At 60.8% G+C, this 25,937-nt stretch carries 25 protein-coding genes and 1 pseudogene; all 26 read right to left on the bottom strand.

The window, feature by feature from the left end; genetic code table 11:
- A complete protein-coding gene (gene plsX, locus IPP35_03630) occupies positions 1–1,020 on the bottom strand; it encodes a phosphate acyltransferase PlsX (protein MBL0058200.1) in 1,020 nt (339 codons plus the stop codon).
- A gap of 29 nt (positions 1,021–1,049) precedes the next feature.
- A pseudogene (gene rpmF / locus IPP35_03635) lies at positions 1,050–1,247 on the bottom strand (50S ribosomal protein L32).
- Positions 1,248–1,281: 34 nt separating this feature from the next.
- A complete protein-coding gene (locus IPP35_03640) occupies positions 1,282–1,728 on the bottom strand; it encodes a DUF177 domain-containing protein (protein MBL0058201.1) in 447 nt (148 codons plus the stop codon).
- A 90-nt stretch (positions 1,729–1,818) separates the two neighbouring features.
- Positions 1,819–2,214 carry a glycosyltransferase gene (locus tag IPP35_03645; protein MBL0058202.1) on the bottom strand — a complete coding sequence of 132 codons (396 nt, stop codon included), beginning with the start codon at positions 2,212–2,214 and terminating at the stop codon, positions 1,819–1,821.
- Entirely contained in the window at positions 2,148–2,996 is an 849-nt protein-coding gene (locus IPP35_03650; GenBank protein ID MBL0058203.1) for a glycosyltransferase, read from the bottom strand. Before IPP35_03650 ends, IPP35_03645 begins: the two co-directional genes overlap by 67 nt.
- Positions 2,980–4,752, bottom strand: a complete 1,773-nt coding sequence (locus tag IPP35_03655; protein ID MBL0058204.1) for an O-antigen ligase family protein — start codon at positions 4,750–4,752, stop codon at positions 2,980–2,982. The genes IPP35_03650 and IPP35_03655 overlap by 17 nt, the downstream gene beginning before the upstream one ends.
- A complete protein-coding gene (locus tag IPP35_03660) occupies positions 4,749–6,101 on the bottom strand; it encodes an FAD-dependent oxidoreductase (GenBank protein MBL0058205.1) in 1,353 nt (450 codons plus the stop codon). The genes IPP35_03655 and IPP35_03660 overlap by 4 nt, the downstream gene beginning before the upstream one ends.
- A gap of 75 nt (positions 6,102–6,176) precedes the next feature.
- Complete coding sequence (locus IPP35_03665; protein ID MBL0058206.1) at positions 6,177–7,202, bottom strand: undecaprenyl/decaprenyl-phosphate alpha-N-acetylglucosaminyl 1-phosphate transferase; 1,026 nt, start codon at positions 7,200–7,202, stop codon at positions 6,177–6,179.
- On the bottom strand, positions 7,199–9,190 hold the full coding sequence (locus IPP35_03670) for a glycosyltransferase family 39 protein (protein ID MBL0058207.1): 1,992 nt from the start codon (positions 9,188–9,190) through the stop codon (positions 7,199–7,201). Before IPP35_03670 ends, IPP35_03665 begins: the two co-directional genes overlap by 4 nt.
- Entirely contained in the window at positions 9,160–9,906 is a 747-nt protein-coding gene (locus IPP35_03675) for a glycosyltransferase family 2 protein (protein MBL0058208.1), read from the bottom strand. The genes IPP35_03670 and IPP35_03675 overlap by 31 nt, the downstream gene beginning before the upstream one ends.
- Entirely contained in the window at positions 9,903–11,411 is a 1,509-nt protein-coding gene (locus tag IPP35_03680) for a glycosyltransferase family 39 protein (protein MBL0058209.1), read from the bottom strand. The genes IPP35_03675 and IPP35_03680 overlap by 4 nt, the downstream gene beginning before the upstream one ends.
- Before the next feature lie 12 nt (positions 11,412–11,423).
- Positions 11,424–12,380, bottom strand: a complete 957-nt coding sequence (locus IPP35_03685) for a flippase-like domain-containing protein (GenBank protein ID MBL0058210.1) — start codon at positions 12,378–12,380, stop codon at positions 11,424–11,426.
- A complete protein-coding gene (locus IPP35_03690; GenBank protein ID MBL0058211.1) occupies positions 12,377–13,111 on the bottom strand; it encodes a glycosyltransferase family 2 protein in 735 nt (244 codons plus the stop codon). Before IPP35_03690 ends, IPP35_03685 begins: the two co-directional genes overlap by 4 nt.
- On the bottom strand, positions 13,108–15,201 hold the full coding sequence (locus IPP35_03695) for an O-antigen ligase family protein (protein MBL0058212.1): 2,094 nt from the start codon (positions 15,199–15,201) through the stop codon (positions 13,108–13,110). Before IPP35_03695 ends, IPP35_03690 begins: the two co-directional genes overlap by 4 nt.
- A gap of 52 nt (positions 15,202–15,253) precedes the next feature.
- Positions 15,254–15,880, bottom strand: coding sequence for a hypothetical protein (locus IPP35_03700; GenBank protein MBL0058213.1), 627 nt, complete (start codon positions 15,878–15,880; stop codon positions 15,254–15,256).
- Positions 15,881–15,903: 23 nt separating this feature from the next.
- The gene (gene pilQ, locus IPP35_03705) at positions 15,904–17,811 is read right to left on the bottom strand and encodes a type IV pilus secretin PilQ (GenBank protein MBL0058214.1); all 1,908 of its coding nucleotides are present in this window, start codon (positions 17,809–17,811) and stop codon (positions 15,904–15,906) included.
- A 121-nt stretch (positions 17,812–17,932) separates the two neighbouring features.
- Positions 17,933–18,439 carry a hypothetical protein gene (locus tag IPP35_03710; GenBank protein MBL0058215.1) on the bottom strand — a complete coding sequence of 169 codons (507 nt, stop codon included), beginning with the start codon at positions 18,437–18,439 and terminating at the stop codon, positions 17,933–17,935.
- Between the two features lie 9 nt (positions 18,440–18,448).
- Positions 18,449–18,997, bottom strand: coding sequence for a type 4a pilus biogenesis protein PilO (gene pilO, locus IPP35_03715; GenBank protein MBL0058216.1), 549 nt, complete (start codon positions 18,995–18,997; stop codon positions 18,449–18,451).
- 1 nt (position 18,998) lies between these two features.
- Complete coding sequence (locus tag IPP35_03720) at positions 18,999–19,565, bottom strand: PilN domain-containing protein (GenBank protein MBL0058217.1); 567 nt, start codon at positions 19,563–19,565, stop codon at positions 18,999–19,001.
- Positions 19,566–19,580: 15 nt separating this feature from the next.
- Positions 19,581–20,711 (bottom strand): type IV pilus assembly protein PilM, encoded by a 1,131-nt coding sequence (gene pilM / locus IPP35_03725; GenBank protein ID MBL0058218.1) that lies wholly within the window; start codon positions 20,709–20,711, stop codon positions 19,581–19,583.
- Between the two features lie 384 nt (positions 20,712–21,095).
- A complete protein-coding gene (locus IPP35_03730; GenBank protein MBL0058219.1) occupies positions 21,096–21,539 on the bottom strand; it encodes a prepilin-type N-terminal cleavage/methylation domain-containing protein in 444 nt (147 codons plus the stop codon).
- 181 nt (positions 21,540–21,720) lie between these two features.
- A complete protein-coding gene (locus IPP35_03735; GenBank protein ID MBL0058220.1) occupies positions 21,721–22,476 on the bottom strand; it encodes a prepilin peptidase in 756 nt (251 codons plus the stop codon).
- A 125-nt stretch (positions 22,477–22,601) separates the two neighbouring features.
- Positions 22,602–23,033 carry a prepilin-type N-terminal cleavage/methylation domain-containing protein gene (locus tag IPP35_03740; GenBank protein ID MBL0058221.1) on the bottom strand — a complete coding sequence of 144 codons (432 nt, stop codon included), beginning with the start codon at positions 23,031–23,033 and terminating at the stop codon, positions 22,602–22,604.
- Positions 23,034–23,198: 165 nt separating this feature from the next.
- The gene (locus IPP35_03745; protein MBL0058222.1) at positions 23,199–24,425 is read right to left on the bottom strand and encodes a type II secretion system F family protein; all 1,227 of its coding nucleotides are present in this window, start codon (positions 24,423–24,425) and stop codon (positions 23,199–23,201) included.
- Positions 24,426–24,476: 51 nt separating this feature from the next.
- Positions 24,477–24,818: a hypothetical protein gene (locus IPP35_03750; GenBank protein ID MBL0058223.1), complete on the bottom strand. Its 342-nt coding sequence runs from the start codon at positions 24,816–24,818 to the stop codon at positions 24,477–24,479.
- 43 nt (positions 24,819–24,861) lie between these two features.
- Complete coding sequence (locus IPP35_03755; protein ID MBL0058224.1) at positions 24,862–25,911, bottom strand: response regulator; 1,050 nt, start codon at positions 25,909–25,911, stop codon at positions 24,862–24,864.
- Between the last annotated feature and the right edge of the window lie 26 nt (positions 25,912–25,937).

Below are 25,937 nucleotides of genomic sequence, written 5' to 3' on the forward strand. Positions count from 1 at the left end.
TTAAACGGGCACCCGAACCGCAGCGGCTGGAGGAGCCTGGTCGTGAAGCTGGTCCGAAATTTGGCGGTTGATGCCGCTTTCGACGAAGGCCGCGGCGGTCCGCACCGCGTTCTTAATCGACACCGCGTCGGCCCCTCCGTGGGAAATCAACGCCACCCCGTTCACCCCCAAAAGCGGCGCCCCGCCGTGTTCCGCGGGATCCGTCTTCTTGATCAGTTCCTTGAAGGCTCCCTTCAATAGATACTTTCCAAAAACAGCCAAGGGATGTTTACGAACCTCGTTTTTGATGAGTTTCAAAACAGCGGCGGCCAAGCCCTCCCCGAACTTCAACAGGACATTGCCCACGAACCCGTCGCAGACAAAGACGTCCGCCACGCCCGCCGGGATGTCGCGCCCTTCCACATGCCCCAAATAGTTCAAACCGCTGGCCCGGAGCAAGGGGTGGGTTTCCAGGGTTAACTCGTTGCCTTTTCCTTCTTCTTCCCCGATGGTCAAGAGACCGACGCGGGGGTTCGGAATGCCGAACACCGCGCGGGAATAAATCGACCCCATGACGGCGAATTGAACGAGGTTTTTGGGCTTGCAGTCCACATTGGCGCCCACGTCCAGGATCACGGCGTGCCCCACCAGGGTCGGAAAAATGGCGGCGATGGCCGGGCGGGAAACCCCGGGCAATCGCCGGAGGTGCCACAGGCTGGCCGCCATGGTCGCGCCGGAATTGCCCGCGGAAATCAGCGCCTCGGCCTTGCCCTGGGACACCAACTCGGCGCACTGCATGATGGTGGAGTCTTTTTTCGCACGGCAGGCCTCCGCCGGCTTTTCGTGCATGCCGATCACCGTCGGAGCGTGTTGGATCAAAAACTGGCCCACGGCGCCGTGATGGGCGAGTTCCTGCTCGATCATGCCCCGGTCGCCCACGAGAATGATCTCGTGCTCCAGCTCTTTCTTCGCCAGGAGCGCGCCTTCGATGTTGATGGGAAGCCCCCGGTCGCCTCCCATGGCGTCCAGGGCGATGCGGATGGTCATGGGAAAGGGAAACGAAACAAAACTTATTTTCCCTCGTCCTTTTTCTTGGGGGCCTTGGGGGCCAGAACAAGTTCCTTGCCGTAGAACCCGCAGGCGGCGCAGACGCGGTGAGGCGGGCGCGCGGCCCCGCAATTGGAACAGCGGGAGAGCGAACCGAACTCCAGCTTGAAGTTAGAGGCCCGCCGGCTGTCGCGCCGGGCGGGGGAATGTTTTTCTTTGGGTTGGCCATAGGGGCTGGGTGTCCTTAGTTAAGTTTCAAATTTTCAACGCCTGAAAACCCGGGTGAGAATCCTGGGGCGGGCACCCGCAGGGTCCCGCGTTTAAATTTTTACCGCACCCGGAACAGAGTCCCTTGCATTCCGGCCGACACAGAGGCTGGGGCGGGAGGGACAGCAAAAGCTGTTGCCGAACATCATCGTCCACATCCAGATACTCCTGGTCGGTGGGCGCTTCCACATCGAAGGCGGGCTCCACCTCCAAGACGTACCGTTCCAGGCATCGGGCGCAGGCGATGGAGACCCGAGCGCGGGCCACCACCCAGGCCCACGCGGCGCCGTCCTGTATCTCGGCCCGCATTCGGGCCTGGACGGGCCCCATCAGTTCGGGCCGGTCCGGCGTTTCCAGGGGCAGGCGGGCGGAGGGAATGGCCTCTTCCAAATCGATGGGCCCATCACGCACGATGTCCCGGATGCGCAGTTTCATCGTCCGCCCCCCCCAAAGATCCATCTCACCCGAAATTTGCGGGTGAGATCCATAAAATCTTGAGAATTGTAGGGGATTGGGAAGCGGGTGTCAACCGCCGCCGGACGTTTGGGGCGGCCAGCCGGCCGCGGGAGACAACCGGGCGTAGAGTTTTTCCTGTTCCCGAACCATGACGTTGATATCGAATTCCGAGCCGATGGACGCCCGCGCGCGGGCGCCCATGCGGCGGGCCATGGCCTCGTCCTCCAGCAAACGGAGCAGGCGGTCGGCGGTGGCCTGGGGGTGGCCCGGGTTGATCAGAAAACCGTTCCTCCCGTCCTGGATCACGTCCTTGCAACCGTCCACCGCGTTGACGACACAGGGAATTCCGGAGGCCATGGCCTCCACCAGAGAGCGCGGCAACCCCTCCCACAGGGAGGTCATGCAAAAAAGATCCGTGCGGGCCAGGATGGGGGCGATGTCCCTTCGCCAACCGGCCAGGACCACCCGGGCCCCAGGTTTCGCGAGCGGATCTCCCGCTCGATCTCCGCCCGACCGCGCCCGTCCCCCACGATCAGGAAACGGACGTCGTCCCGGCGCGCCGCCACGATCTGGGCGGCGCGAATGAAATCGAAGAGGTTTTTCTGGGGTTTGAACGGCCCGATCGTCGTCACCACTTTTTCGCTGGGAAGGAAGGGCAAATCCACGGGAGTGTCTCCCCGGTGGACGAGGGTCCGGTAATCGTCCAGCGGCACCCCGCTCCGGATCAACCGGTACTGGCTGGGACGGCCGATGCCGCGGGAGAGGGCCTCCTCCCGGTTCGCGCTGGAAACGGCGATTAAAACGGTGGTCCACGGCGCCAAGATCCGCTCCAGGAGGACGAACGTCCCCCGAACGATGGCGTTCTGCCCCGGAGTGAAACCAAACCCATGAAAAGTGTGGACGATGACCGGGACTTCCGCCAGCACGGCCGCGATCCGGCCGAGAACCCCGGCTTTGGAGGAATGCGTATGGACGATGTCGGGTTTTTCCTTCCGCAAACCCCGATAAAGATCCACCAACGCCACCAGGTCCCGCCAGGGCGAAACGGGGCGGACGAGGCCCCGAATGAAGCGCACCGGGAAATTGCCGTTCCGGGCGGCCGGGTCCAGGACGGCGCCCTGCCCGCAGAAAAGCACGGGGGCGTACCGCGTCCGGTCCAACCCCGTGACGGTGGCCAGAGTGTTCTGTTGGGCGCCCCCCAATTCAAGCTGGGTGACGATGTGGACGACTTTAATTTTTCGGAACATCGTTCAAGCGTTTTGCCTTCTCTTCCACCCGCCGGGCGGCCGCCGCCCGTCGGGTCGGATCGCCGGCCAGAACGCGCGGATCGCTCAAGGCGCGGAGCGCGCCGGCGTAAGACCGACGCGCTTCTTCCTTTTGGCCCCGCCCCGCCAGGAGATCCCCCCGCCGTTCCCAAGAGGAAGCCTTCAGCGGCAGGAGCCGCGTGGCCGTCTCATACTCCCGCAAAGCCCGATCCGCGTCTCCGCCCTCCAGGGCCAATTCCGCCGATTCCACGCGCAAACCGGCGCTGGCCGAAGCCAACGCCACCGCTCGCGCCAGGTCGGCGGAGGCGCCCTCCCAGTCTTGGGATTTCAGTCGAAGGGCCGCGCGGAGTTCGAACAGTTCCGGGTTCCAACGGTTCCAACGCAAACCCCGATCCACCCACTCCCGCGCGGGTCCCCATTGCTCTTCTTGAACGGCCGCCCGGGCGAAACCCAAGAACTGCTCCGACCGAAAAAGCGCGGCGGAGGAGCCCGCCAAGAGGATCCCGAGGGCCGCCGCTGAAAGGGCCAGGGCCCGCCGCCGGGTTCCCGAAAGAGAAACCGCGGGAAGGTCTTCTTCCGGCCCCGCGAGTCCCGCCGCCAAAAAAAACAGCCAGAGAAGAGCCGGGAAAGAGAACCCGATGTGAAAAAGATTATAAACACAAAACCCGGTCAGCCCAAGAAAAAGTCCCGCCCCTCCCGAAACCGTACGCCGGGCACGAACCAAGAAAGTCCCCATCAATAGAAAAAGCGCGCCCGCCCCCAAGAGGCCCCGCTCGGCCAAAAATTCCAGGACGAAGTTGTGGGCATAAAGGCTATTCAAACCCCAGGGAGCGGCGCGAAAAGCGGGATAGGCCTCGGCGAAAGCCCCTGGCCCCACCCCCAGCCAAGGATGGGAGGAAAAAGCCCGGAGCGCCGTCCACCACCAGGTCCATCGATCGGCATCGCCGTGGAAAAGTTTCGGCCAATCGGCCCGGGCGAAAAAAAGCCCCGCCAGCGCGACCAGCAGGCCCGCCGCGGCGAGGGGCCAGAAAATTCTTCGAAAGGCTTTCCCCCCCCGCCCCCGGAAAAGACCCAGGGCCAGCGCCGCCTGAAGGAACGCCGTTCCATACCCCACCAAGGACCGGCTTAACAGGAGACCCGTCAAGAGCGCGCCAAAACCCATGGCCCAGAGCCAACGCGCCCGCCCCCCCTCTTCGGACCGTAGCCACCATTGGACGGCCAGGGGTCCCGTGAGGAGAGTCAGAGCGGCCAAAATATTGGTATTCAAAAGCAGGCCCGCCCAGGGGACCACCGCGCCGACGCCGCCCAAAAGCGCGCTGAGGACGGCTAAGATTCCCGCTCCGGCCAGAGCCCTCGCGTAAAGCCCCCGACGATGGGAGGAGGACCCAATTCCCACCGCCCAGAAGGCGAAGAGCGGCGCATCGTTCAAAACGGACGGAAGAGCGCTATGGGGGAACCCGCTCCGGAGAGCGGAGAGGAGGCCCGCCCCCAGAAAGACCGCCCAGAGCGGACCCCATTTTTGAAACGCCGAATCGACCCGCTGGAAATCGCCGGAGCGCCCAAGGAGAATCAGGAGCGATCCCAAAAGGATCAGGAACGACCAAACCAGGTGGACGGAGGTTTGCGCCCACTGGTCCCAGGCCGCCCGCATCAAAGGCAAGACCAGCACCAGGGAAAGCAGTACCCCGTGGGCCAGGGAAGCGTATCGCGTCATGGAGCGGGGCGAACGAACCGTCATGCCCCGCCCCCCTCCCGAGAGCCAAGCCCCCGATCGGTTTCCTCGGCCGCACGTCGGCCGTCCAAAATGGCCTCTTCCATGAACGAATATTTCCATCCGCCGTAACGGCCGATGGACACCGCGCCCGCGTTCCGTTCCAACCAAGTAAAAATCTCGCCCAACGCCGCGGAACGATGCTCGTCATAGATCACGTAAGCGTAGCGGAGAGGCGCAAAATGGACCACGGGAAACGTATCGGAGTGCCGAAGGAGGCCGGCCTGGATAAGGCCCCGGCGGATGTCGCCGAACAACCGTTCGCGTCCCCCGTCATCCGCGGGCTCCGTCCCGGGGCGATAGGAGACCTCCACGTACATGGACGAACACCCGCGGGGAACCACGTGGGGGGTGAAATTCATAGGGAAACCGGCGCGGTAGAAGGGGTATTTCTTTTCCGGAAAATAGATCCACGAAGCTTTCGAAATGTTCGGCCGGGCGACCCCGACGTTCACGCACATCACCGTGCTCCAGCGGAGGCGTTTCACCGCGCCCCGCAGTTCCTCCGGAAAGGGTTCCAGCCGTTTCAGGAGTTCCGGGAGAGGAAGCGTGGAGACGAGGCGCCGATAGGGCACGGTCTCCCCGCTGGAAAGCGCGACCCGGCGGTTCCGCCACTCCACCGCCTCCAGGGAAACGCCCAGTTTCAGTTCCGGGATTTTTCGCGCGAACGCCTCGGCCAAGGCTTGGATGCCGCCGCGGCGAGGATAGAGGAAGGTGGTGTTATAACCGAACCGTTTCCGGTGGACCCGCCGCGCGCCGGACTCGACCTCGGCCAGGGTTGGAACGGGGACGAAGCGGCCGCACCAGTCCGGCGTCATTCGATCGGCGGACACGCCCCAGAGTTTTTCGTTGTAGGGAATCATGAAATGGCGGGAAATGCCGGCTCCGAAGAGCCGGAGGCACCACTCGCGGAAAGAAATCGCCCCCGCGCCTTCCAGCGGTTTTTCTCCATAATCCCGACGGGCCTCGCGCACGCCTTCCACGCACTCCCCCACCACGCGGGCGGGCAGACCGTGGAGGTTGGCTTGGAAAGGGTAGGGGGTCTCCACCCCGTGGGAATGGATCCAGGCCTTCCGTTCGCACTCCACCCAGTTTCCGCGAAGGAGTCGTCGGACCAAAGAACGCGTGGCGGGATCGTGAAGATGGAGGAGGTGCCCCGTGAAGTCGAAGGTGAAACCGCCCACCGAAACCGAACGGGCGGTGCCACCGGGCCGCCGCTCCCGGTCAAAAATAATCTTGGGCCCCCGGAGATGATAGGCGCAGGAAAGGCCGGCCAACCCCGCCCCGGCCACAACGACGGGCGTTTCCCCCTCCATCAGATCCGTCCCGAGGGTTGGAAAATATTTTCCACCGTCAGCTGGGCGAACGTTCCCCCGTCCGGGCCCATGTCGTCAGTGAACCACGACGTCGTGGAGTTTGACCATGACGAAAAGACCCACCAGCAAAACACCCGAGACCACCACGAGAGAAATGAAGAAAGGCGTCAGGGTCAGGAGGTAGGCCCCCGCGGAAAGGGCGGCGGCGGCCGCCGCGAAGACCAGAACCACCCGATCGGTGCTCAGGCCGGTGGCCCGGAGTTTAAGGGCCAAATGGTCTTTGGATCCCAAAAAAGGCGATTTGCCCTGTTTGATCCGCAAAGCGGAAACAAAAAATGTGTCGTATACCGGAAGACCGAGGATCAGAATCGGGGCGAACACGCCGACCTCGCTCACGCGGGTGTAGCTGGTCCCCAGGGAGAGCCCGGCCAGGAGGAACCCCAGCACCAGGCTTCCCATATCCCCCATGAAAATTTTCCTTTTGTTGGACATATTGTGCGGGATGAACGCCAAACAGGCCCCGGCGATGGCGGCCGCGGCGGCGTTCACATAGACCTGTTCCGTCGGGATCGAGATCAGGAGAAAGCCCAAGGCGGCCACGAAGGTTTGGGACGCCGCCAGGCCGTCCATAATGTCGATCAAATTGATGGCGTTGGAAATACCCGTCACCCAGACCACCGTGAGGAGGATGGCCAACCAGTCAGGATGGATGAACCGGATGCGGATGTCGAAGAAGATCAAAATCCCCGCCGCCAGGAATTGGAAGAAGAACTTGGCCTGGAAGGACAGGCCGTTGGGTTTAACGAGGTCGTCGGCCAGACCCACGCCCGACAAAAAGGCTCCGCCGATGAGAAGGCCCCAGAGGGACCGCAATGTGCCCGTCGGAAAATGGGTCGCAAAACGGAGAAGAACCAGGGCCCCGGCGAACCCCGCGAAAAGAGCCAGCCCCCCCAGGTAAGGCACCGGGGACTTGTGGGTTTTGACCGCCGTGTGGGGGTGGTCCAATATCCCCCAGCGCAGGGCCAGGGCCCGAACGAGCGGGGTTGAAAGAAAGGTGATCAAGAACGCGGTCAGGCCGGCGGCGGTGTAGAGAAGGATCATAAGGGAAGGGCGTAAAGAGCGGCGCCCTCGCTGGCGTAAAGGGGGACCAGGGAACGAAGCAAGGACTCGAACACCGCGCGGCCGTGCTCCGTCAAATCCAGCACGCGATAGCTTTCCAAACGTTTGGCCTCGCGGCGGTTGAAGAAAAGGTGGGTGAACCCCAGGGCCCTGAGTTTCCGTCCAAAAGCCGGCCCATCCGCGGATTCCTCCGTCCAATCCCGCAAGGGCGTCGGCAGGAGCGCCATGGGCGCCAGGTGGCGGCGGGGGCAGTAATAGGAGCGTTGGTCGCCGACGAAAAGAACGTTGGCGTCGGGGGGCAGTTCTTTTTCCATAAAAGACATGGCCGGATAATAGTCCAGCTTGCGGGATAAATACTCGTCCCGGGAAACCAAGCCCAGGGCCACCGGGAGCGGGCCCCGAACGTCCTCCACAATATAAAAAAGGATTCCGTTGGAAATCAAAAACAGCCCCCCCACCAGGGCCGCCGTGCGCCGGGCCCAAGCCGGGATTTCTTTCCAAGCGAGCCCCACGCCTTCCCCGGCCAATAGACAAACCAGCGGAAAAATCGGGAACAGAAAGCGCAACACGGGGCGGAGCGACGCCCAAATCACGATGTGCGCGGCCGCGTAAGCCAACAGGAACCCGCGCTCCTTCCGGACCGCCAGGAGGGACAGCGGCAAGAGAAGGATCGGCAGAGCCCAGCCCAGGTCCCCCGTCACGTCGAACCCTCCGCCGAAGGATTGAGCGTCCGTGGCCAGGCGGAAAGGCATTTTGAGAAGATCGATCAAAAGGGAGCTGGTGCCGGAGTATTCCGCCAACACCGAGAAATAGGCGCGGGAAGATTCCGCGAACATATAGACGTTTCGGGCCGGGAAGATGGACGGGAGAAAGGGGAACACGGGGTTCCCTCCCGTGAACACATAATTTTTGACCATCCAGGGAACGAAAAGGGCAAAGGCCGCCCCGCCCAGACAGACGCCATCCAGGAGCCGGTCCCGAACCGAACGCCGGCCCGGCCAGAGGGCGACCAACGCCGTCAAAACAGCGGGGGTCAGCACGCCCGTGTATTTGATCCCGGCAGAAAATCCCCCGGCCAGCCCCGCCAAGACGAACCACGCCCGGTTCCGATCGCGCAGGCCCCGGTCCGCGCCCCACACGGCCAGGGTGGTGAAGAAGGCCATGGGCATTTCCACGTAGGACTCGGTGGAGAGCAGGAGAACGCAGGGCGCCGTCACGTACAACAACAGGTCCCATCGTCGGCCCTCGTTTCGGCGGCCCATGGCCCAAACCATCCCGCCGGTGAGCGCCGCCAGGAGGAGGTTAAAGAGGTGGGTTGAAACGTCGCTCCCCGCCGCCAAGAACCATCCGAAAATCAACTCCATATTTTGTGGGAAATGGGCATACTGGTTGTAAGGGACAAACCCGATCCGCCCTTCCTGCAGATAGCGGAGCGGGAGGGCCAAGTGATAGACCAGGCTGTCGTAATAGGTGGGCGGGGCCAAAGCCGCCAAAAAACCCGCCAAGAGAGCCCCCGCCGCCAGGGCCCGAATCCCCCAGCCGAGACCCAGACCTTCCGAAAGGGGCCGAGTTGAAAAATGCCGAGGGTTCAGCCATCCCCGCCATTCCTTCGATCCGACTCCGGCCCAAACCACGGTCCAGAAAATGATCCCCGACCCGTTAAAAAACCCAAGGGTTCCCACGAGCAAGAGACCCAAAGTCAACGGGACCAACCCGATCCCCGCGGACCAGAAAAAAAGTTCCAGGGTTCGCCCCTCTTCCCCGAGGCCCGTGCGCCGATCCGTTCCGGTCCATCGCAACAGCGCGCGTCCCGTGCCGGCGGACAGGAAGAGCAGAAGGCCCGCCAGTAAAAGTTCCCACGCTCTCCCGAACAGGCCCGGGATCGGATAATGGAGGAAATAAGAGGCCGCCATGGCGCCCGCCACCGCGGCGTAGACCGCTAGGAGGATCGGGCTTCGAAGAGCGCGCATCGGACCATCCTTCCACGGTGCAGAACCCACCGCGCCAAAGTCCAGAGCGTGGACAACCCGTAGACCACGCTCCGGCGAAAATTAATGGACGAGGACAAACGTTCATAGCGCGTCGGAACCGGAATGTCCCCCAAACGGAACCCGAAGTGAACCGCCTGCACGATGAACTGTTGATCGAAAACGAAATCGTCGGAGTTCCTCTCCCAGGGAACGGTTTCCAGGACATGCCGCCCATAGGCCCGGAACCCGCTGTGGGTCTCCCCCAGGTTTTGGCCCAGGACCAGGTTTTCGATGACGGTCAACATCCGGTTGAAGAAATATTTATATCCCGGCATCCCCCCCGACAGAGCCTCCCGGCGGGTGCGGATCCGGCTTCCGAACATGACGTCGCAGATATCCTGGGCGATGAGACCGGTCAAGAAAGGCGTGAGCCGCGCGTCGTATTGGTAATCGGGATGAATCATGACCACGATGTCGGCGCCGCGCCTGAGGGCTTCCGCGTAACAGGTTTTCTGGTTGCCGCCGTAGCCCTTATTTTTTTCATGGCGGATCACCGCGAGCCCCAGTTTCTCGGCCAAAGCCGCGGTGCCGTCCCCGGACGCGTCGTCGACGAGAACGATCTCGTCCACCGACCCCGGGGGAATGTCCCGCAAGGTTTTCTCCAGCGTTTTCACGGCGTTGTAGGCCGGAAGGACCGCGATGACTTTGGGCTTCATCGGACGCGCCCCGGGCCCGCGAACAGGGTCACTTGGGGATGGTGGGGAAAACGGGGCGGAAAACCCGATTCGCGGTGGACCACCACCAGGTTCTTGTTCAAAACGCCTAAAACCGGATCGTTCTCCGGATCGAAAGAACTGTAGAGGATCCCGTCAAAGGAGAGAATGTCGTCACGGGTTTTTTCCCAGTTCGTGGAGGCGTTCGCGAGCCGCCGGTTGGTGAAATCCACGGAGACGGAAAAGGGATCCCCGGCGTTGAACTCGGGCGTATGGGCGAAGCGGAGAATCTTGGAGCCTGGCGGCACGTTCTCCCGGACCCACTTCCCGGCCAGGAGCCGAGTGTCGGTGGCTCGCGCGATACGAACTTCCCGAAGGGAGGAGGGCACGGAGAGCGCCAGGAGGATCGCCGCGAACAAAGGCATCACCGCCGGCCCTCGCCGGGGAATCCGCTCCGCGGCTCGGAACGCGAAAAGGAAAAGAGGAGGATAGAGCGCCAAACTGTAATGGGGGGCCTGGCCTCTCCAGAGCCCGAGGAACGCGAACAGGGTCAGCCAGAGAACCGACAAAAGCCGCCAAACTCCTTTTTCCGCCAGGGCGTATCCGATTCCAAGCACACCGGCCCCCAGGGCGGCCGGCCCCGCGTTTCGCCATAGGTTCGCGAGCGTTGGAAGAATAACCGCCGAAGAGTTTGGAACGCCGACAATCTTGGGCGCCAGATGGGCGAACCGCGCCGCGAATTCGCCCCCCGCCAAAAGGGTGAACGGCGACCCGCAAAAAAAACCCGCGGCGGTCAGGAGGGACACCACGGCCGACGCGTAAACGGGCCGCTCGTGCCGGGCCCACCAAGGCAGGAGGACCAAAGGCGCGAAAAGGATTCCCGGATAATATTTGGTCGCCGCGGCCAGACCAACCAAGAAAGCCGCCTCACCGCCGTCCCGTACCCGCCGAGACAACCCGAAATCCAAAATCCGGTCCATGGCCCATAAAGTGAAAAAAGCCGCCGCCACGTCCACCGTCCCGTAATGGCTTTCCCGCACGTGAAGCGCGTTGACGGCCAGCAGGCTCGCCGCGCCGAACCCCACCCACGCTCCGCCGCGCCGCCTTCCCATGCTAAAGGTGAGCCCGATCGTGAGGAGGGCGAACCCCACCGTTAGCGCCCGGGCGGCCAGCGTGAAGAAATCCGCGCTCCCGGCATAGTAGAGGCCTGCCAATTCGTCCATTCCGGCGCCCCCCAAGACCCCGTGAAGGGTCCCCAAAATCCGGAAGAGTCCAGCGAGAAGATAGAGGAAAAAACCGGGGTAATCGTAAAACCCAGGGTTGAGCGCGCCGGCCACGATCCGCATGGAATAGTGGATCACCACGGCTTCGTCAATGTGGGCGAATTTCAGGGGAAGCCCCCAGCGGAGACCGGGCCATCGGAACAGGAGCCCGAGACCCAGGGCCCCCAACAAGGACAGCCGTGTGATCCAAGGGGAGACGGAAATAGGGAGACGGGAAGCGGTCATGGAGATAAGATTTTACAAATCTTCGAGCGCCGTGATTTTTTTTCCCGTTCGCGCCACCGCCACCAAGCTCGGGAGGCCCCACAACGCTGTCCCGGCCATTTGCGCCAGATGGAGCGCCGCGATGAATGGAAAAGCCACGGCTTTTTCGTGGCCGAGAAGAGCCAACGTCCCCACGCCCGCGGCCTCATAGGTGCCGACAAAGCCCGGGGCAGACGGCAACGCGACGCCGAGAGCGATGCCGGCCAGAAGAAACGAACCGTCCGTCCAGCCGAGGTGGATGCCAAAGAGTCTTCCCGCCCCCATAAAAACCGCGGCATTGAGGGACCAAATCGCCAAGGAAAGAACCAAAATCAAAGCGAGCGTCCTAAAGGAGCCAAGAGGCGCGGCTCCGGCCATGAAAGCCCGCAGGAATTTCTGAACCGGCCCCGGCAGTCGGGAAGAGTCCAGCCAACGCCCCACCCGTTCGGACCGACGCGCCAGAAGAACGAAAAATAAAAAACCCAAAATCCCCACGGCCAGAAGACCCCAGGCCGCCCCCCGCGGAACCGCCGTTCTCCCCGCCGCCAGGGCGGCGAGGAAGAGCGATACCAGCGCCAGGCTGTCCATCAAACGGTCCACCGCCAAGGCGGCCACGGCGCCGACCAAAGGCCGTCCGGTGCGCCGATGGGTCCAATACACTCGGGCCGCCTCGCCGGCGCGGAAAGGAAGCACGTTGTTCAGAAAAAAAGCGCCCGCCACGATCGGAAAAAGGGCCGGACGAAGCGCGCGGGGCTCCCCCAGGACCAGGCGCCACCGTTCCGTTCGGATCGCATACTCCAAACCGCCGGCGAGCGGAATGAAAAGGAGAAACCAAGGATGGCGAACCCGTTCCAAAGAGGCCCGCACGGCATTCCCGTCCACCCCGCGGAGAGCCAACCAGATCCCCGCCGCGCTCACCGCCATGGCCACCCCCCAGCGCCATCCTTTCATGGGCGAAGCAGGTGGCGGAGACGAGAGATGACGGCGAGGTTCCGAAAAATGGTTTGCCCCACCCGCATTTTGCTGGCCCCGGGTTTTCGGTCGTAGCGGAGGTTGAGCGGAATTTCTGAAACCCGGGGCTTGAGCGCGCCGAGTTTCACGATGATTTCCGCGGCGGCGGCGAACCCATTTTCCGTGGCCAGGCGCCCCCACCGGCCTTGGGCGGTTATGAGCAAAGCCCCCCGATAAGCGCGAAAACCGCAGGTGTAGTCCCGGAGACCGGGAATGGGAAGGAGCGATCGAAAGAGGAGGGAGGCGACCCCGCTTAAAACCCGGCGAAAAGCGGGCACGCCGACGATTCGGGCCCCCGGCACGAAACGGGAAGCCACCACGAGGTCCGCCCGGCCGTCCTCGATGGGTTGAACCAAGGCGGGGATTTGATCCGGGGGATGGGTGTTGTCGGCGTCCAGCGTAACCACCACGTCCTCGGGCGCGAGCGCGGGGATCAGCGCGGAAAAACCCGTGTGAAGCGCGGCCCCCAACCCCTGGTTTTTTTCATGCCGGATCAGCACCAGCGGGATCGATGCCCGCCAGCGTTCCGCCACGAGGACGGTGCCGTCCGAGGAACCGTCGTCCACGACCCAGACTTTGAAGGCCTCACCCGCCAAGGTCCGCGCCATTCCGCTCAACAAGTCCCCGAGGGCTTTTTCCTCATCGTAGGCGGCGAGGAGGATATGAATCAAGGACGGGCCCCAGACTTTCCCCGCAGACGTTTCAAAAGAATCTCCCAGCGCGGGTCTTTGGGATGAAGGCGACGGCCGGAAAAAAGTTTTTCCTCCGCCGCTTTTGAACGGCCCTGCAGAAAGAGACACCCGGCCTCCAAAGAAAGGCGGTCCGGCGATGAGGGGTCCAGTCGGGACAGGGTTTTAAGAGCGTCCGAATAACGTTTCAGATCCATTTGGCAGAGCGCCACCGCTCCGTCCAAGGAGGAAGCCTCCCGGTGGAGCACCGTTCGACGATAACCGGAATCGTCGGGACCCGCCCGGGGCCAGAGGGCCGACCTCCGGGCAAGAGTCTCCAGCCAACGTAACGCCTCCGCGGGACGCCCTTCCGCTCGAAGTAGGTTTCCGTAAGCCACCGCCGCGTCAAAATAGCGCGGCTCCGCCCGCAGGGCTTCCCGCAAGGACCGCCGCGCGGCAAGCCCGTCGCCGCGGCGCTCCATGGCCTGGGCCAGTTCCACCCACCAGGGGGCGTGATGGGGGTTCAAGGTGAGAGCCTGACGGTAGGCCGTGACCGCGGCGTCGCTTTCAGGGGGAAGGCGATGGTCCATCTCCAGGTGCGCCAGGTCACGCCAGAGTTCGGCGCGATGGGGGCTCCAACGGAGGAGCCCCCTTAATTCGCCTTCGACCCGGCCTTGCTCTTCCGTGGTCCCGGAATGGAGCCAGCGATCGGCCCGTTCCCGGCGAACCTCCACCCGGCGAGAATCCGTGGAATCGAGCCACGCGGACCCATGGGAACCCAAAAGTTCATTGGTGGCCAATAGGGTTTCTCCCACCCCAAAAACAGCGACCAAAGACAAGGCGACCATAACGGCCCACCTTCGCCCCGCCATCGGCAGGAGCGGCCGATCCGCCCACCGGCCGGGCGGGGCGAGAGCCGCCAGGACGCCGGCCAGAACACCGCAGGCGGGCAGGGCCATGGGCAAATTGACGGCGGCAAAAACAGCCATCGCCGCCCAAGCCGCCCGGAGCCCGGGCCCCCGAGGCCCGCGGGGAGAGGAAATGAACAGCCCCGCCAGGGCCAGAAGAGCGAAGAGCCCTCCGGGAAATCCCGTCTCGGCAAAAACCTGGAGGAATTCATTGTGCGCGAAAGCCGTCGAAAGTTCATACCGGACGGGCTCGGTTTCCTGGGGCCGGCCATGCCGCCAATAGAGATTTTCAAATTGGCCGGGGCCCCAGCCGAACAGGGGGCGTTCCAGAATCCCCGAAAGGGCGGACGCCCATATCTCGGTCCGTTTAAATCCGCGCGGATCCGCGAATTTCAGGCGACGGCCCACATAGGACGCCGGGAAGAGGGAGAAACCGAGGATCAAAACGAAGCCCGCGGCCAAGAGCCCTCGCCGGCCAAAACGCCCGTATCCGAAAACCAGCAAACCGACGAGAACCCCGAGTAAACCCGCCCGCACATTTTGAAGCCAGACCCCGGCGATGGAAAATAGACCGACCCCCGCCCAAATCCAGCGAGAGCGGGATCCGACAGATTTGATCGATGGTTTCGACTTCTCCGCCCCAGGGGAAAGAGCGTGGCCCAAGGCTAAAAAAAAGACGGCACAAGACCAAAAAGAAGCGTATTGGGGATTTCCTGGAAAAAGGAGGAAGGGTTCCCTGCCGGCCCAACGACCGAAAAGGAGGAGCGCGGACTGGGAGCAAACCACCAGGGCCAAAAACCGTTCCAGGAAGCGCCGGTGCGGCTCCCGCCAGACCGCCAGCCCCACCGCCGCCAAGGAGATCGTGATCAAAAGCCCCGCCACCGCCGACCACGCGGCCATGGGGGCCGGGGAAAAGAGTCCCGCCGCCGCAAACCAAACCGCCAGCCCGACGGCTCCCGGACTCGCCGGATGGCGTAACAAATCAACGGAAGATCTCCCGCGGAGAGCGAGAAAAAAAGCCCCGAAAAGGATAGCCTTGGCGCCGTGATCGGCCAACCCCCACTTTCCGCCCCGACCGAGCACAAGAAAAAGGACGCCCAGAAGGGACGCCCAGACCGCGAAATCAATTTTCTGATTAGATTCGGTGGAGGAAACTCCCCCCTCGTTAGGCTTCACCCATTCCATGGAAACGAGGGGACCTACTTGGAGGTCCGAAGATAACGGATGACGAGGTAGGTCAGGGATCCGACAAAACGAAGCTGCCCGTTCTTCCCAAAAGGTGCTCCACGGCGATGAGTTTCGGACTAGCCAATTCCGGGTGGGGACCTATTTTAAATCGAACCACGACCCAACCCACCAAGCAGAGAAGCGCAACGATCGGAGCGACTCGTCCCAGGATGAGAGGCACGAACCGGCCGCCCGGCGCGGCGTCGGTCTTTGTTTCCACCCTCATCAGATAGAGGGCTTGGATTTTCTTGAAGGCGGCCCGGTAAAAATCAACGTCGGGGCTCCGAGCGATGCGCGCCCGGTATTCTTCCAACACTTCGCCCAATTGGTCGGCTTTCACGGCGGCCGTCAGCAGACCTTCGTGGGAGAGTTCGTCGCTCGGATCGGAGGTGACCAACCGCCAATACTCCTCCATGGCCCGTTGGTACATGGGCTTAAAACCCATGCGGTCGGCTTTCGCCACATAGGCGGCGGCCAGGCCGCGACGCAACGCTCGTTCTTCCGGAAGCTGTTTTAAAGCGACCTGGAAAATTTTGACAACATCGTCCCAGGCTTGCCGTTGGCGGGCGATGTCGGCTTGCTTTAAAAACGCCTCGATGGTCGAGGTTTCATGATCATTCCCGGCGTTTTGGTTCACGAAAAAAGAGGCAATATCCGCGCTTAGTCCGGAACCACGCGAGCGGTGACGAAGATAAGAATTTCCTTGCGCCGCTTAGAATTGGTTGTGCTCCGGAAAAAGACCCCCAGGACGGGCAAATCGCCCAACAAGGGGACTTTCGAAGCCGTTTCAATCATCTTCTCGCTCACCAAGCCGCCGATGACCAAGGTCTCTCCGTCTTTAATCATGACCTCCGTTTCGGCTACGGTGGTGTCAATGGTCGGAGGGTCCACTGTCGCGTCCGCCACTTCGCTGACCTCGGGTTTCACTTTCAGCGCGATGCGATTGTCCACGTTGATCGTGGGCGTCACGTTGATGATGAACCCCACGTCGACGAACGTGATGGACTCCGTCGCGACCCCGGTGCCCGTCACCGTCGTGGTTTTGAAAGGGACCTTAGACCCGATCTGGATTCGCGCGTTTTGGTTGTTGGTGGTGATGATTTTCGGGTTGGTGAGCGTCTTGGTTTGCCCGTCTTGCTCCAGGGCGTTCAGCGTCATCGTCAGGATATCGGAGTTGTTGATGAACCCGAACGTAATTCCAGCCGCCTGGGGCCCGGGCAAGGTGACGCCGGTTCCGCGCGCCGCCGATTTGGCCGCCTGAATCACGACCTCCTCCAGGACCCCCGAGGTCGGATTGACCCGTGTGGTTTTGAATCCAGGTCCTCCCTTATCGTCTGGATCTGTGCCGACCGTGGTATTCCGGAGACCGACCGTGCGGGCCGTCGACCCGCTCTGGGCCGTGTTCGCGAATTCCCATTGAACGCCGAGCTGAAGGGCCTTGCCCACATCGATCTGAACAATCTTGGTCTCGATGAGAACCTGGGGGGGCTTGCGGTCCAACTCGGCGATCAGCCGTTCCGCCGCGGCGATTCCTTCCTGGGTGTCGGTCACGATCAGCGCGTTGTTCCTCTCGTCGACGGAAACCTTGGCGGTGGGCGAGATTTTAACGGCGGCAAGATGGCTCTGAATTTCGGAAGCCTTCCCATAATTCAGAATGAACGTTTTATAGGTGGTGACGGAACGGGCGCGGTCCGTATTGAGCGCCTCGGGGGTCAGAATGCGGAGGATATTGCTCCCAATTTGTTGGGCCACAAGCCCCTGTGTCGTCAAAATGGTGCTCAAGACCTCGTTAAAAGGCACACGGTCCAGATGAATGGTCACGAACCCCCTCAAATCGGCCGCGTAAATCATATTGATTCCGCTCATTTCCGCCAAAACCCGGATCACATCCCGGACTTCCGCCTCATCGAAATCGATGGTGATGGGGTTGGTCGGAAGGGACGCCATCAAATCTTTAACGCGCCCCCCGTCCCGCCCGCCCGGCCGCTCGATAGCGGTGGCGGCGATCTCCGCCTGGTCCACCCCACGCACGATGGGTTCCTCAAGCCCGGAGGGAACCGACTGGGCTTCGACGCCCGCGGACGGGCCTTCAAACCGCAAAACAATCTCGCCGGCTTCCCGGGTTGTCCGGTAGGGCATCATTTTATCGACGTCCAGGACAATTCGGGTGACCATGTCCGGGGACGTCTTGAATTGGGCGCTCCGGATCCGGTGCAGGACTCCGCCTGTCACCGAGGCTTCGTAAGGCCGGGGCCCGTGAATGGTATGAGAGAGTTCGACGACCACGCGCGCGGGCCGGCTCAACGTGAAAACCCTGTAGGGGACCGAACGGTCCAATCGGATATGAAGAGCGTTTTCGTCATAGGAAATGCTTTTTAAATTCGCCTGCTCCCCCGTCGAGATGAAAGGCCCGCTGGCGCCATCGCTGTGGGCGGCATCCATGACCGCCAGGGCGAACACCGATGGAGAGGGAAACAGCAGAGACAACAACAGCGTTCCCCGCAAGGATCTCCCCCATGAGGAATGGGTCAGCGCCTTCAAAAGACGGGATTCAAATGTTTTTGTCATCGGATTCAGGCCTCCTCGTTCGCCACAAAAAGTCGGTGCTTTCTCCCGCCCAACCGGCTCCCCCCCAGCGCAAGGAACGTCCGGGAAAGCCCATGGGGATCAAAAAACATCCGGGGCCTCCTCATCGTTTCGCCTTCGCCGCGTCCTCGTCTTTTTTCAAACGCAACTCCACTTCCTGGTTCTTGGGTCCTAAAATAATGAGCGTCCGCTCTTTAACGATCCCTTGAAACCCTTCGACCACTTTGCGCTTAGGATCGAAAACTTTTCCGTTCTGGACCATGTAAACAGCCCCCTCGGACGTGCGCAGAACCGCCCACCGCCCCGTCGGTGTTTTCAGTATCCCCTTCAGTTCCGCGCCTTGGGGATTAAAGGCGGACAGAGGGAGGGAGGGGGACGGGGCGGCTCCCACCGAGGCGGGCGCTCCCACCAAGGGGACGAACGGATCCCGGATCCGGTCCCCGCGAAATACAAACACGGGCTGCGCCGGGGCTGTTGACTCCGCAACGGTGGCGACCGGAGAAAGCGAGCCCAAAGGGAACGCGGCATTTTCCGCCGAGCCTCGAGTGGAAAGGGTGAGGACCCCGACCACCAGCGATGCGTTTAAAATCCACGTTTGGAGAGCGCCCATATTAACTCCTCATCCGATGTAAACGAACGAGATCAACGTAAAATTACCCGAAACGGTCTCGTTCCGTTTTTCGTCAGGGGTAAAGTTCAGCGAGAGGTTTCTCGCGCTGAAAATCCGCTCCTGCTGTCCGATGATGGAGAGAAACCGACCGATAGAACTCACCGAACCGTTGATATTCATGGCGAACGAGACTTCTTTAAAAAGACCCGTCACCTGCTCCCCCATGGGAGAAAAAGAGGAAAACCTCACCCCGTTTTTGGCGGCGAGATCGCTGACGATCCGAATAATGTCTTGGAGGTTCGTTTCTTTCGGAAGGCGTTTCTCCACCTTGGCGACCTGGCCTTTCAAGTCCTCCACCCGTTTCAAAAGTTGGTCCCGTTGGTTGGCCGTCACCCGCAAACTGTCGATGCGTCCTTGGATGCCACCTAAATCAATTTCTTTCTTTTTGATATCGGCCTGAACCGGCGCCAGCATCCGCGCAAAGAAGACATACCCGAAAACCGCCGCCGCCACAAGCGCCATGGCGAGCTGTTTTTGTTGGTTTTGTGTCAATTTCATATCAACCGTCCGTCCGCCGAAAGGTGAAATTCATGGTAAAGGAGTAAAGCGGCGAGCGGCCATCGCCCTGCTCCGCGACGGTGATGGCTCCCATCTTCACGTTGGAACACATCGGCGATTGTTGAAGGTTCGTCAACCAATCGGCGATGGCGAAGCTCGTCAGGGATTGGGCATTCACGGTAACGGCCAAACCGTAAGAGGGATCCGTTGTCGTCGCCAGGGAATTGATCCAGACATCGGCGGGCAAGAGCGAAATGAAATCCTCAAAAAACTTGGGGTAGGTGAGGGTCCCCTTGAGCAATTGGCCAATGACCGATAACCGGGAATTAAGTTGAGATTCCTGTTGTTGGAACGACTTGACCTCAGCGTCGAGAGCCTCATATTTCTGAAGTTCGATACGGGCCGCCGCCAAATCCTTGTCCAGATCCCTGGACCGTTTGAATTGGGTCGCGTAATAACCGAGCAACAAGACCGCCACCACGGCCCCCATGGCGATGCCCAGGACTTTGATCTGCTGCTGGGCCTTGGCGGCGTAAATTTCCGGGGGAAGGAGATTGATCTTGATCATGGCGCGAGCAGGCCGCTAGGCCGCGTCCCCCTCACGCCGGAGCGCGAGCCCCACCGCCACGGAGAACAAAGGACGGACGTCCGGCGCGATGGATTGGGCTCCCTCAATCCGCTGAAAAGGATCCAGGACCTCGACCGGGAGGCGAAGCTCCTGGGCCAGGTAGTTCGCTAAGTTGCCCAACCGTGAAGCGCCCCCGGAGAGCAACACCCGCCCCACCTGCCGGTCGGACCCCTGGGAAAGAAAAAAGTCCAGGGACCGCTGAACTTCCGCCAGCAAATCTTTCATGACCGGCAAGATCACGGTCGACATTTGAAGCGTCTCTTTGTTCGCATCGGCCATGGCCCGCTCGCGGTCCTCGGGAGTCACCAAAATTTGCGCCCGGACCTTCATGGCCTCCGCCTGTTTTCCATCGCATTGAAAATTACGTTGCAGGGCTTTGGTGACGGTGTTCCCGGCGATGAAGACGTCGCGAACCACCTTGGGAACGCCGTTCTCCATAATCACCATGGTCGTCACGAAAGCCCCCATATGAACGATCAGCGCGGTTTCACGAGCCGCCGCCCCCACGCACACATCATACACGTTCTCCAGAGCGAAGGCGTCCACGTCGATCAGGACCGGCGAAAAACCGCCTTGTTGAACAACGTCCAACCGGGCGTTGATGATTTCCTTTTTGGCGGCGACCAGGATCGTCTCCATCTTTTTTTGGCCTTCCTCGACCACGTCGCCCAAAATATGAAAATCGAGGTTGACCTCGGGAATGGAGAAAGGGATGTAGGGCTCGGCCTCGATTTTGATCATTTTCGAAAGGTCGTCCCGGGACATTTTAGGGAATTTGACGAACCGAACGATCACGGAGTTTCCCGAAACAGAAACGGCGGCGTCCTTGGAAATCGCGCCCTTTTGCTTTCGGAGGTATTCTTTCAAGAGGCCCACGGCCTGGGCCCTCCGCTCCGGAATTCCAACGTCCGGCCCCGCGTTCGGCAGGGGTAAGTGCGCGCACCGGTGCAATTTCCACCGCCCGCCCCCCCCCTTCAACTGCACAATTTTTATCGAGGTGGACCCAAGGTCCACCCCCACCGCGTCCTTGGACTTGAACCGAAGTTTGTCCAGTCGAAAATTCTTGATGGTATCCGCCAGTGTCATTGCGATGCCTTTTGTCGTTTCCGTCTCCGAACCACCGCCACGATTTTCCCGGAAGGAAGGGTCACTCGGCGTTGGACGGTCTAACTCTTCTCACGGCCCTATTTATATAGGTTCCCAATGAAATTTGTCAAGGGTTTTTTATCGCTGAGCAAAAAAAATATTCCCGTTTCCGTCTCAAACACCGTTCCAAAAAAAGAGGGGTCCCGGCCGATGGGGAGGCCTCCAAAAGGCCCGCCCCCCGATTCGGCAAGAAAGCTTGACCCCATCCGCCCCCAAGACTTGAAAACGCGATCGCTCCCATGGGACCTCTCAACTCCGCAGAAAAGGGAGAGGGGTCTTCAGACCCCTCTCCCTTTGGATCGAAACCTTTTCTTGTTCGGACGGTTACCAGAACGTCCATTTCGACGTTTTCGAATCCGCGTGGGTACAGTTAACGTAAACCTGCCCCAGGTTGGAACCCGTATACCACCAACCGCCCGCGTCGCCGATGGCTGTCACCACCGCGGAGTTGTTTTGGTGTAGCCCCGGCTTTGGGATGGCGATGTTCGGAATGGTATCCAGATACTTGCTCCCCGGGGTCAACGCCCCCGCCAAGTCAGTGGCCGCCGCCGAAGCCGGGAAGATTCCTTCGTTGTCAGAGTAATAGATGCTGACCGCCGAACGAACCGACCCCAAGCTTCCTTTCGCCGCGCTTTCTTTCGACTTCGTGATGAGGTCCGCGAACTTCGGGATGGCAATGGCTGCCAGAATACCTATGATGGCGACAACGATCATCAGTTCGATGAGGGTGAACCCCGCTTTCGCGACTCGTTTCGTTAGCTGACTCATTTTAGTTTACCCCCTGCCTTATTTTGAATGGAAAAAATCCGGAACCCTCCTTGATCCGGCGGCGCGTTCCAACCGAAGGAACAAAACCCCGCCGACTTCGTAAGTATAGAACCAAAACAGATTTATTTCAATGACTTATTTATTTGGGGGGCGAACCCCGCGAATTCAGTAACCTTCCCTTTCACATCCCCCACCAAAAAGAAAACAGGGCCGGCCAGGCCCAGTGCGCCCAGGCGCCTGCCGCGAGGAAAGGGCCGAAGGGAAGATAGGCGCCCCAGTTCATCTTCCGGCGAGCTCTAAGGCCCAGGAAAACAAGGCTACCGAAGATGGAAGCCAAAAACCAGGTTGTCAAAACGCCGCGCCAGCCCAACAAGGCGCCGATTCCCGCCAATAGTTTTACGTCCCCCCCGCCCAGGGCTTCTCGTCGAAAAACGCGTCGGCCCACTTCCGCCATGACCCAGGCGCTCAGGAACCCGGCGGTCGCGCCGAGACCAGAGGACAGGGCGCGCTCGACACCCGTCCATCCGAGCCGCTCGTTAAGTGGGGAGGCCGAAAGGGATGTCCAGAGAAGACCCAGAGAAAAAATATCGGGGATGATCCGCCAGTCCAAATCAATGACGGAAATGACCACGAGAACAAACGTCAGAGCCACACCGAAGACTAAGCCCGGGCCCGCCGGGGCTTGCACGAACACAAAGCCCACGAGCGCCGCCGTCAGGAACTCCACCAGTGGATACCGGAAAGAGATGGGCTTACGACATCGGGCGCATTTTCCGCGGAGCGCCAGAAAGCTCGCCACCGGGATGTTCTCATACCACCGGATCAACGCGTGGCACCGGGGGCACCGGGACCGGGGCCTGACGATGGATTTCCCCGGGGATCCGGTGGATGCAGACGTTCGCGAAACTCCCCAACCCCGCTCCGACCAGGAGTCCATAGACGATCCAGACCCAGGAATCAAAAATGCCTTGACTCACCCCTTACCCCCCTCCCGTAGAAAAAAAGGGAGAGGGGTCTCGCGACCCCCCTCCCTTTGGATCGAAACCTTGCTTGTTCGGACAGTTACCAGAACGTCCAGGTCGACGTTTTTGTGTCCACGTGCGTGCAGTTAATATACACCTGGCCCAACGCAGAGCCCGTGTAATACCAACCGGACGCATCTCCAAGAGCCGTCACCACCGTGGTGTTGCTCTGGTGAAGACCCGGCTTTGGGATGGCGATGGCTGGAATGCTGTCCAGATACTTGTTGCCCGGCGTCAACGCTCCCGCCAAGTCAGTGGCCGCCGCCGAAGCTGGGAAGATTCCTTCGTTGTCAGAGTAATAGATGCTGACCGCCGAACGAAGCGACCCCAAGCTTCCTTTCGCCGCACTTTCTTTCGACTTCGTGATGAGGTCCGCGAATTTCGGGATGGCAATGGCTGCCAGAATACCTATGATGGCGACAACGATCATCAGTTCGATGAGCGTGAACCCTTCTTTCGCGACTCGTTTCATTAGTTTACTCATGTTCACACACCTCCCTCTCAGCGTTAACGTCCGCCGAGAAATCCGTTAACAACGCCTTTTCCTACCATACAAAGTTTCCTTTGTCAACTACCCGGCCGGTTCCCTTCCGCCCTTTGAGTATAGACCCTGTTCGCTTTTTTTTCAAGGGATTTTTTACCCTTGCTTGCTGGCCAGGTTTCCGAGCTCGAACATGGGGATGAACATGGCGATGACGATGCCGCCGATCAGGATGCCCATGAACACGATCACGATGGGCTCGATCATCGAGGTGAGGCCTTTAATGGCCTGCTCCACTTCCTGGTCGTAGAAATCCGCGATCTTGTGCAACATGACGTCCATGTTTCCGGTTTCCTCTCCGACGGAAATCATCTGGATCACCATGGACGGAAAAACGCCGGACCGCTTTAAAGGGTCGGCGATGCGCTCGCCTTCGCGGATGGACTCCCGGGCATCCATGATGGCGGCTTCGATCACCTTGTTGCCCGCCGTTTGAGCCACGGTTTCCATGGCCTGCAAAATCGGAACGCCCGACTTGACCAGGGTTCCCAAGGTGCGGGTAAATTTGGCCACCGCCACTTTCCGGAGGAGAGGGCCGAACAACGGGAGCTGGAGGGTTTTTGTGTCAAAGATTTTCTTTCCGTTCTCGGTTTTCAACCAGCGCTTGAAAAGAAAGAAAGCCCCGGTGGGGACCCCCAAGAAAATATACCACTGATGCTGGAGAGCATCCGACAACCCGACAACGATGCGGGTGGGAAGCGGAAGCTCGGCGCCGAAACTGGAGAAGATCTCTTTGAAGGTGGGAATGACCCCGACCAGCAGGAATACGGTGACCAACCCGGCGATCGAACTAACCACCATCGGATACATCATCGCCCCTTTCACTTTCAGCCGAAGGGCCTCCGCGGCCTCCAGGTAGTTCGACAATCGTTCCAAAATAATGTCCAGAATACCGCCGACCTCGCCCGCGCGGATCATGGCGACGTAGAGGTTCGTGAAGGCGTCGGGATGCTTCTTCAAAGCGTCCGCGATGGGAAGCCCGGCTTCGATGTCCTCTTTGACCTTCAGAACGATGGTTTTAAACCCTTTGTGAATGATCTGCTCCGCCAAAATATTTAACCCCGAGACCAACGCCACACCCGCGGAAACCAGGGTCGAGAGCTGACGCGAGAAGAGCACGATTTCTTTCGCGGGGATGGAGGCCTTGAAGAGATTAAGTTTTTTGAGGCCGTCGATAAAATTGGGCTGTCGCTCGTTGATTTCAAGAACCACCATCCGCTGGGACCGGAGCTGGTCGATGGCCGACCGTTGGTCGGCGGCCTCGAGGACGCCGGCGGAAGTGGTTCCGCCGGCCGCGCGCGCTTTGTAGGCGAATTGTGGCATGGGATGGCTCTCCTCTTTATATAACCCGCATTATGACTTTTGTCCAGGGGGTCACTCTGTTTTTTTCTCCAGCGCGCGCACCAGACGATCCGCCACCTCGGCGCTGAGCGCGGCGGAGGGGGCTTCCCATAGTGGGAAGACTTTTTCAAAAGCCGTTCGACCCGATGCGGGATGGTCGCGTCGGGGCAGGATCCAAAAGGTGAGCGAGATGTTCATCTCCCGCGCTATTTTTTCGGCTTCCTGAAAAAGGGGGTCATCCGTTTTTGGGACGGGATCGCCGGGTCCCCGAATTTTTCGGTGAACCAGCAATTGAATGAATCGGCTTCTCCCCAACAGCTCGTTAACGAGCCAGCGATGATCCCCCAACCAGAGAAGGCCTTCGGTGGACGGCATTCCCGGGGCCCGGTTCTCGCACAACCACAGGATCGTTTGGGGTTTAAAATTTAACCCCTGGCCCTTTACGTAGGCCCATTGCTCCAAGGGCGAAAGCCCCCACAACCCGGCGTTGATGACCTGGAAAGCGCCCGGCCGCCCCCGGTTCAACAGGGCCTCCATGCGTTGAGATACCGTTTCGTCCTCCGCCTGGCCCGGTCCGAAGCAGAAGGTCCCCCAAGAGGAGAATCCTGGTCACTCCATCGGGAGCCACCAGCGGGAAGTCCGGCCCGCGAAGCCCCCACCGGTTTAACTGATAAACCACCCGGCCGTCGTCCCAGAAAATCGGGTTCGCGTTCGTTGGGTTCCATTGATAGGGCAAAAAGGAATTGACCCGGCTCGCCGGATAAATTGGCGGAACGAAGAACTTGGCCCCCAGGGCCTCTTCAGCGCACCGAGAGGTCCACTCGCCAACGGCGAAAAAAGCGCTCCCCAGGATCAGGAGCCCCCCGACGAACCTCGCGGCCTTTCCAAGCACGCGGCGCAAAATGGATCGCGGGGCTCCGCCCGGGAGATCATTGTCGGGCACGGAAGCGGGCGCGGGCCGTTCCGTTCCCCGGGAACCCGAGGACTGGTCCACAGCGCGCCGCGCCATCACCACCTCGGCAGGCGGCGGGGCCGCGGGGACCGCTCCGCCCAACGTGACCTCCAGGGGCCCCCCAGGAATGCGAGCGGGAGGAGCGGGGGCTTCCTTCGTTTCAGCCGGGAGGGTGGAAGACTCGGGGGCGAACGTCCGGGAACCGGCCAGCACCAGACCGATCATCTTGATCAGCTCGCTGGGTTTAAAGGGTTTATTGATGAAACCGAAGACGTTGCGTTCCGCCTTGATCATCCGGATGGTGGAGTCATCGTAATTCTTGGCCGTCATCACGATGAGGGGAATGTCCTGCGTCTGTGGCGTGCTCTGCAGAAGCCGGACCACCTCGTAGCCTCCCATATCGGGCATGACCACATCCAACAGGATCACCGCCGGACGGTGCCAGATCGCTTTCTGCATTGCCGTTTTTCCGTTCAAAGCGATGGTCACGTCAAAAGAATCCGAGCCAATCCTCAATCAGGGTCGCGATATCCTGCTCGTCG

This window comes from Elusimicrobiota bacterium (assembly GCA_016721625.1).
In the GTDB taxonomy this organism is placed as follows: Bacteria; Elusimicrobiota; Elusimicrobia; order FEN-1173; family FEN-1173; genus JADKHR01.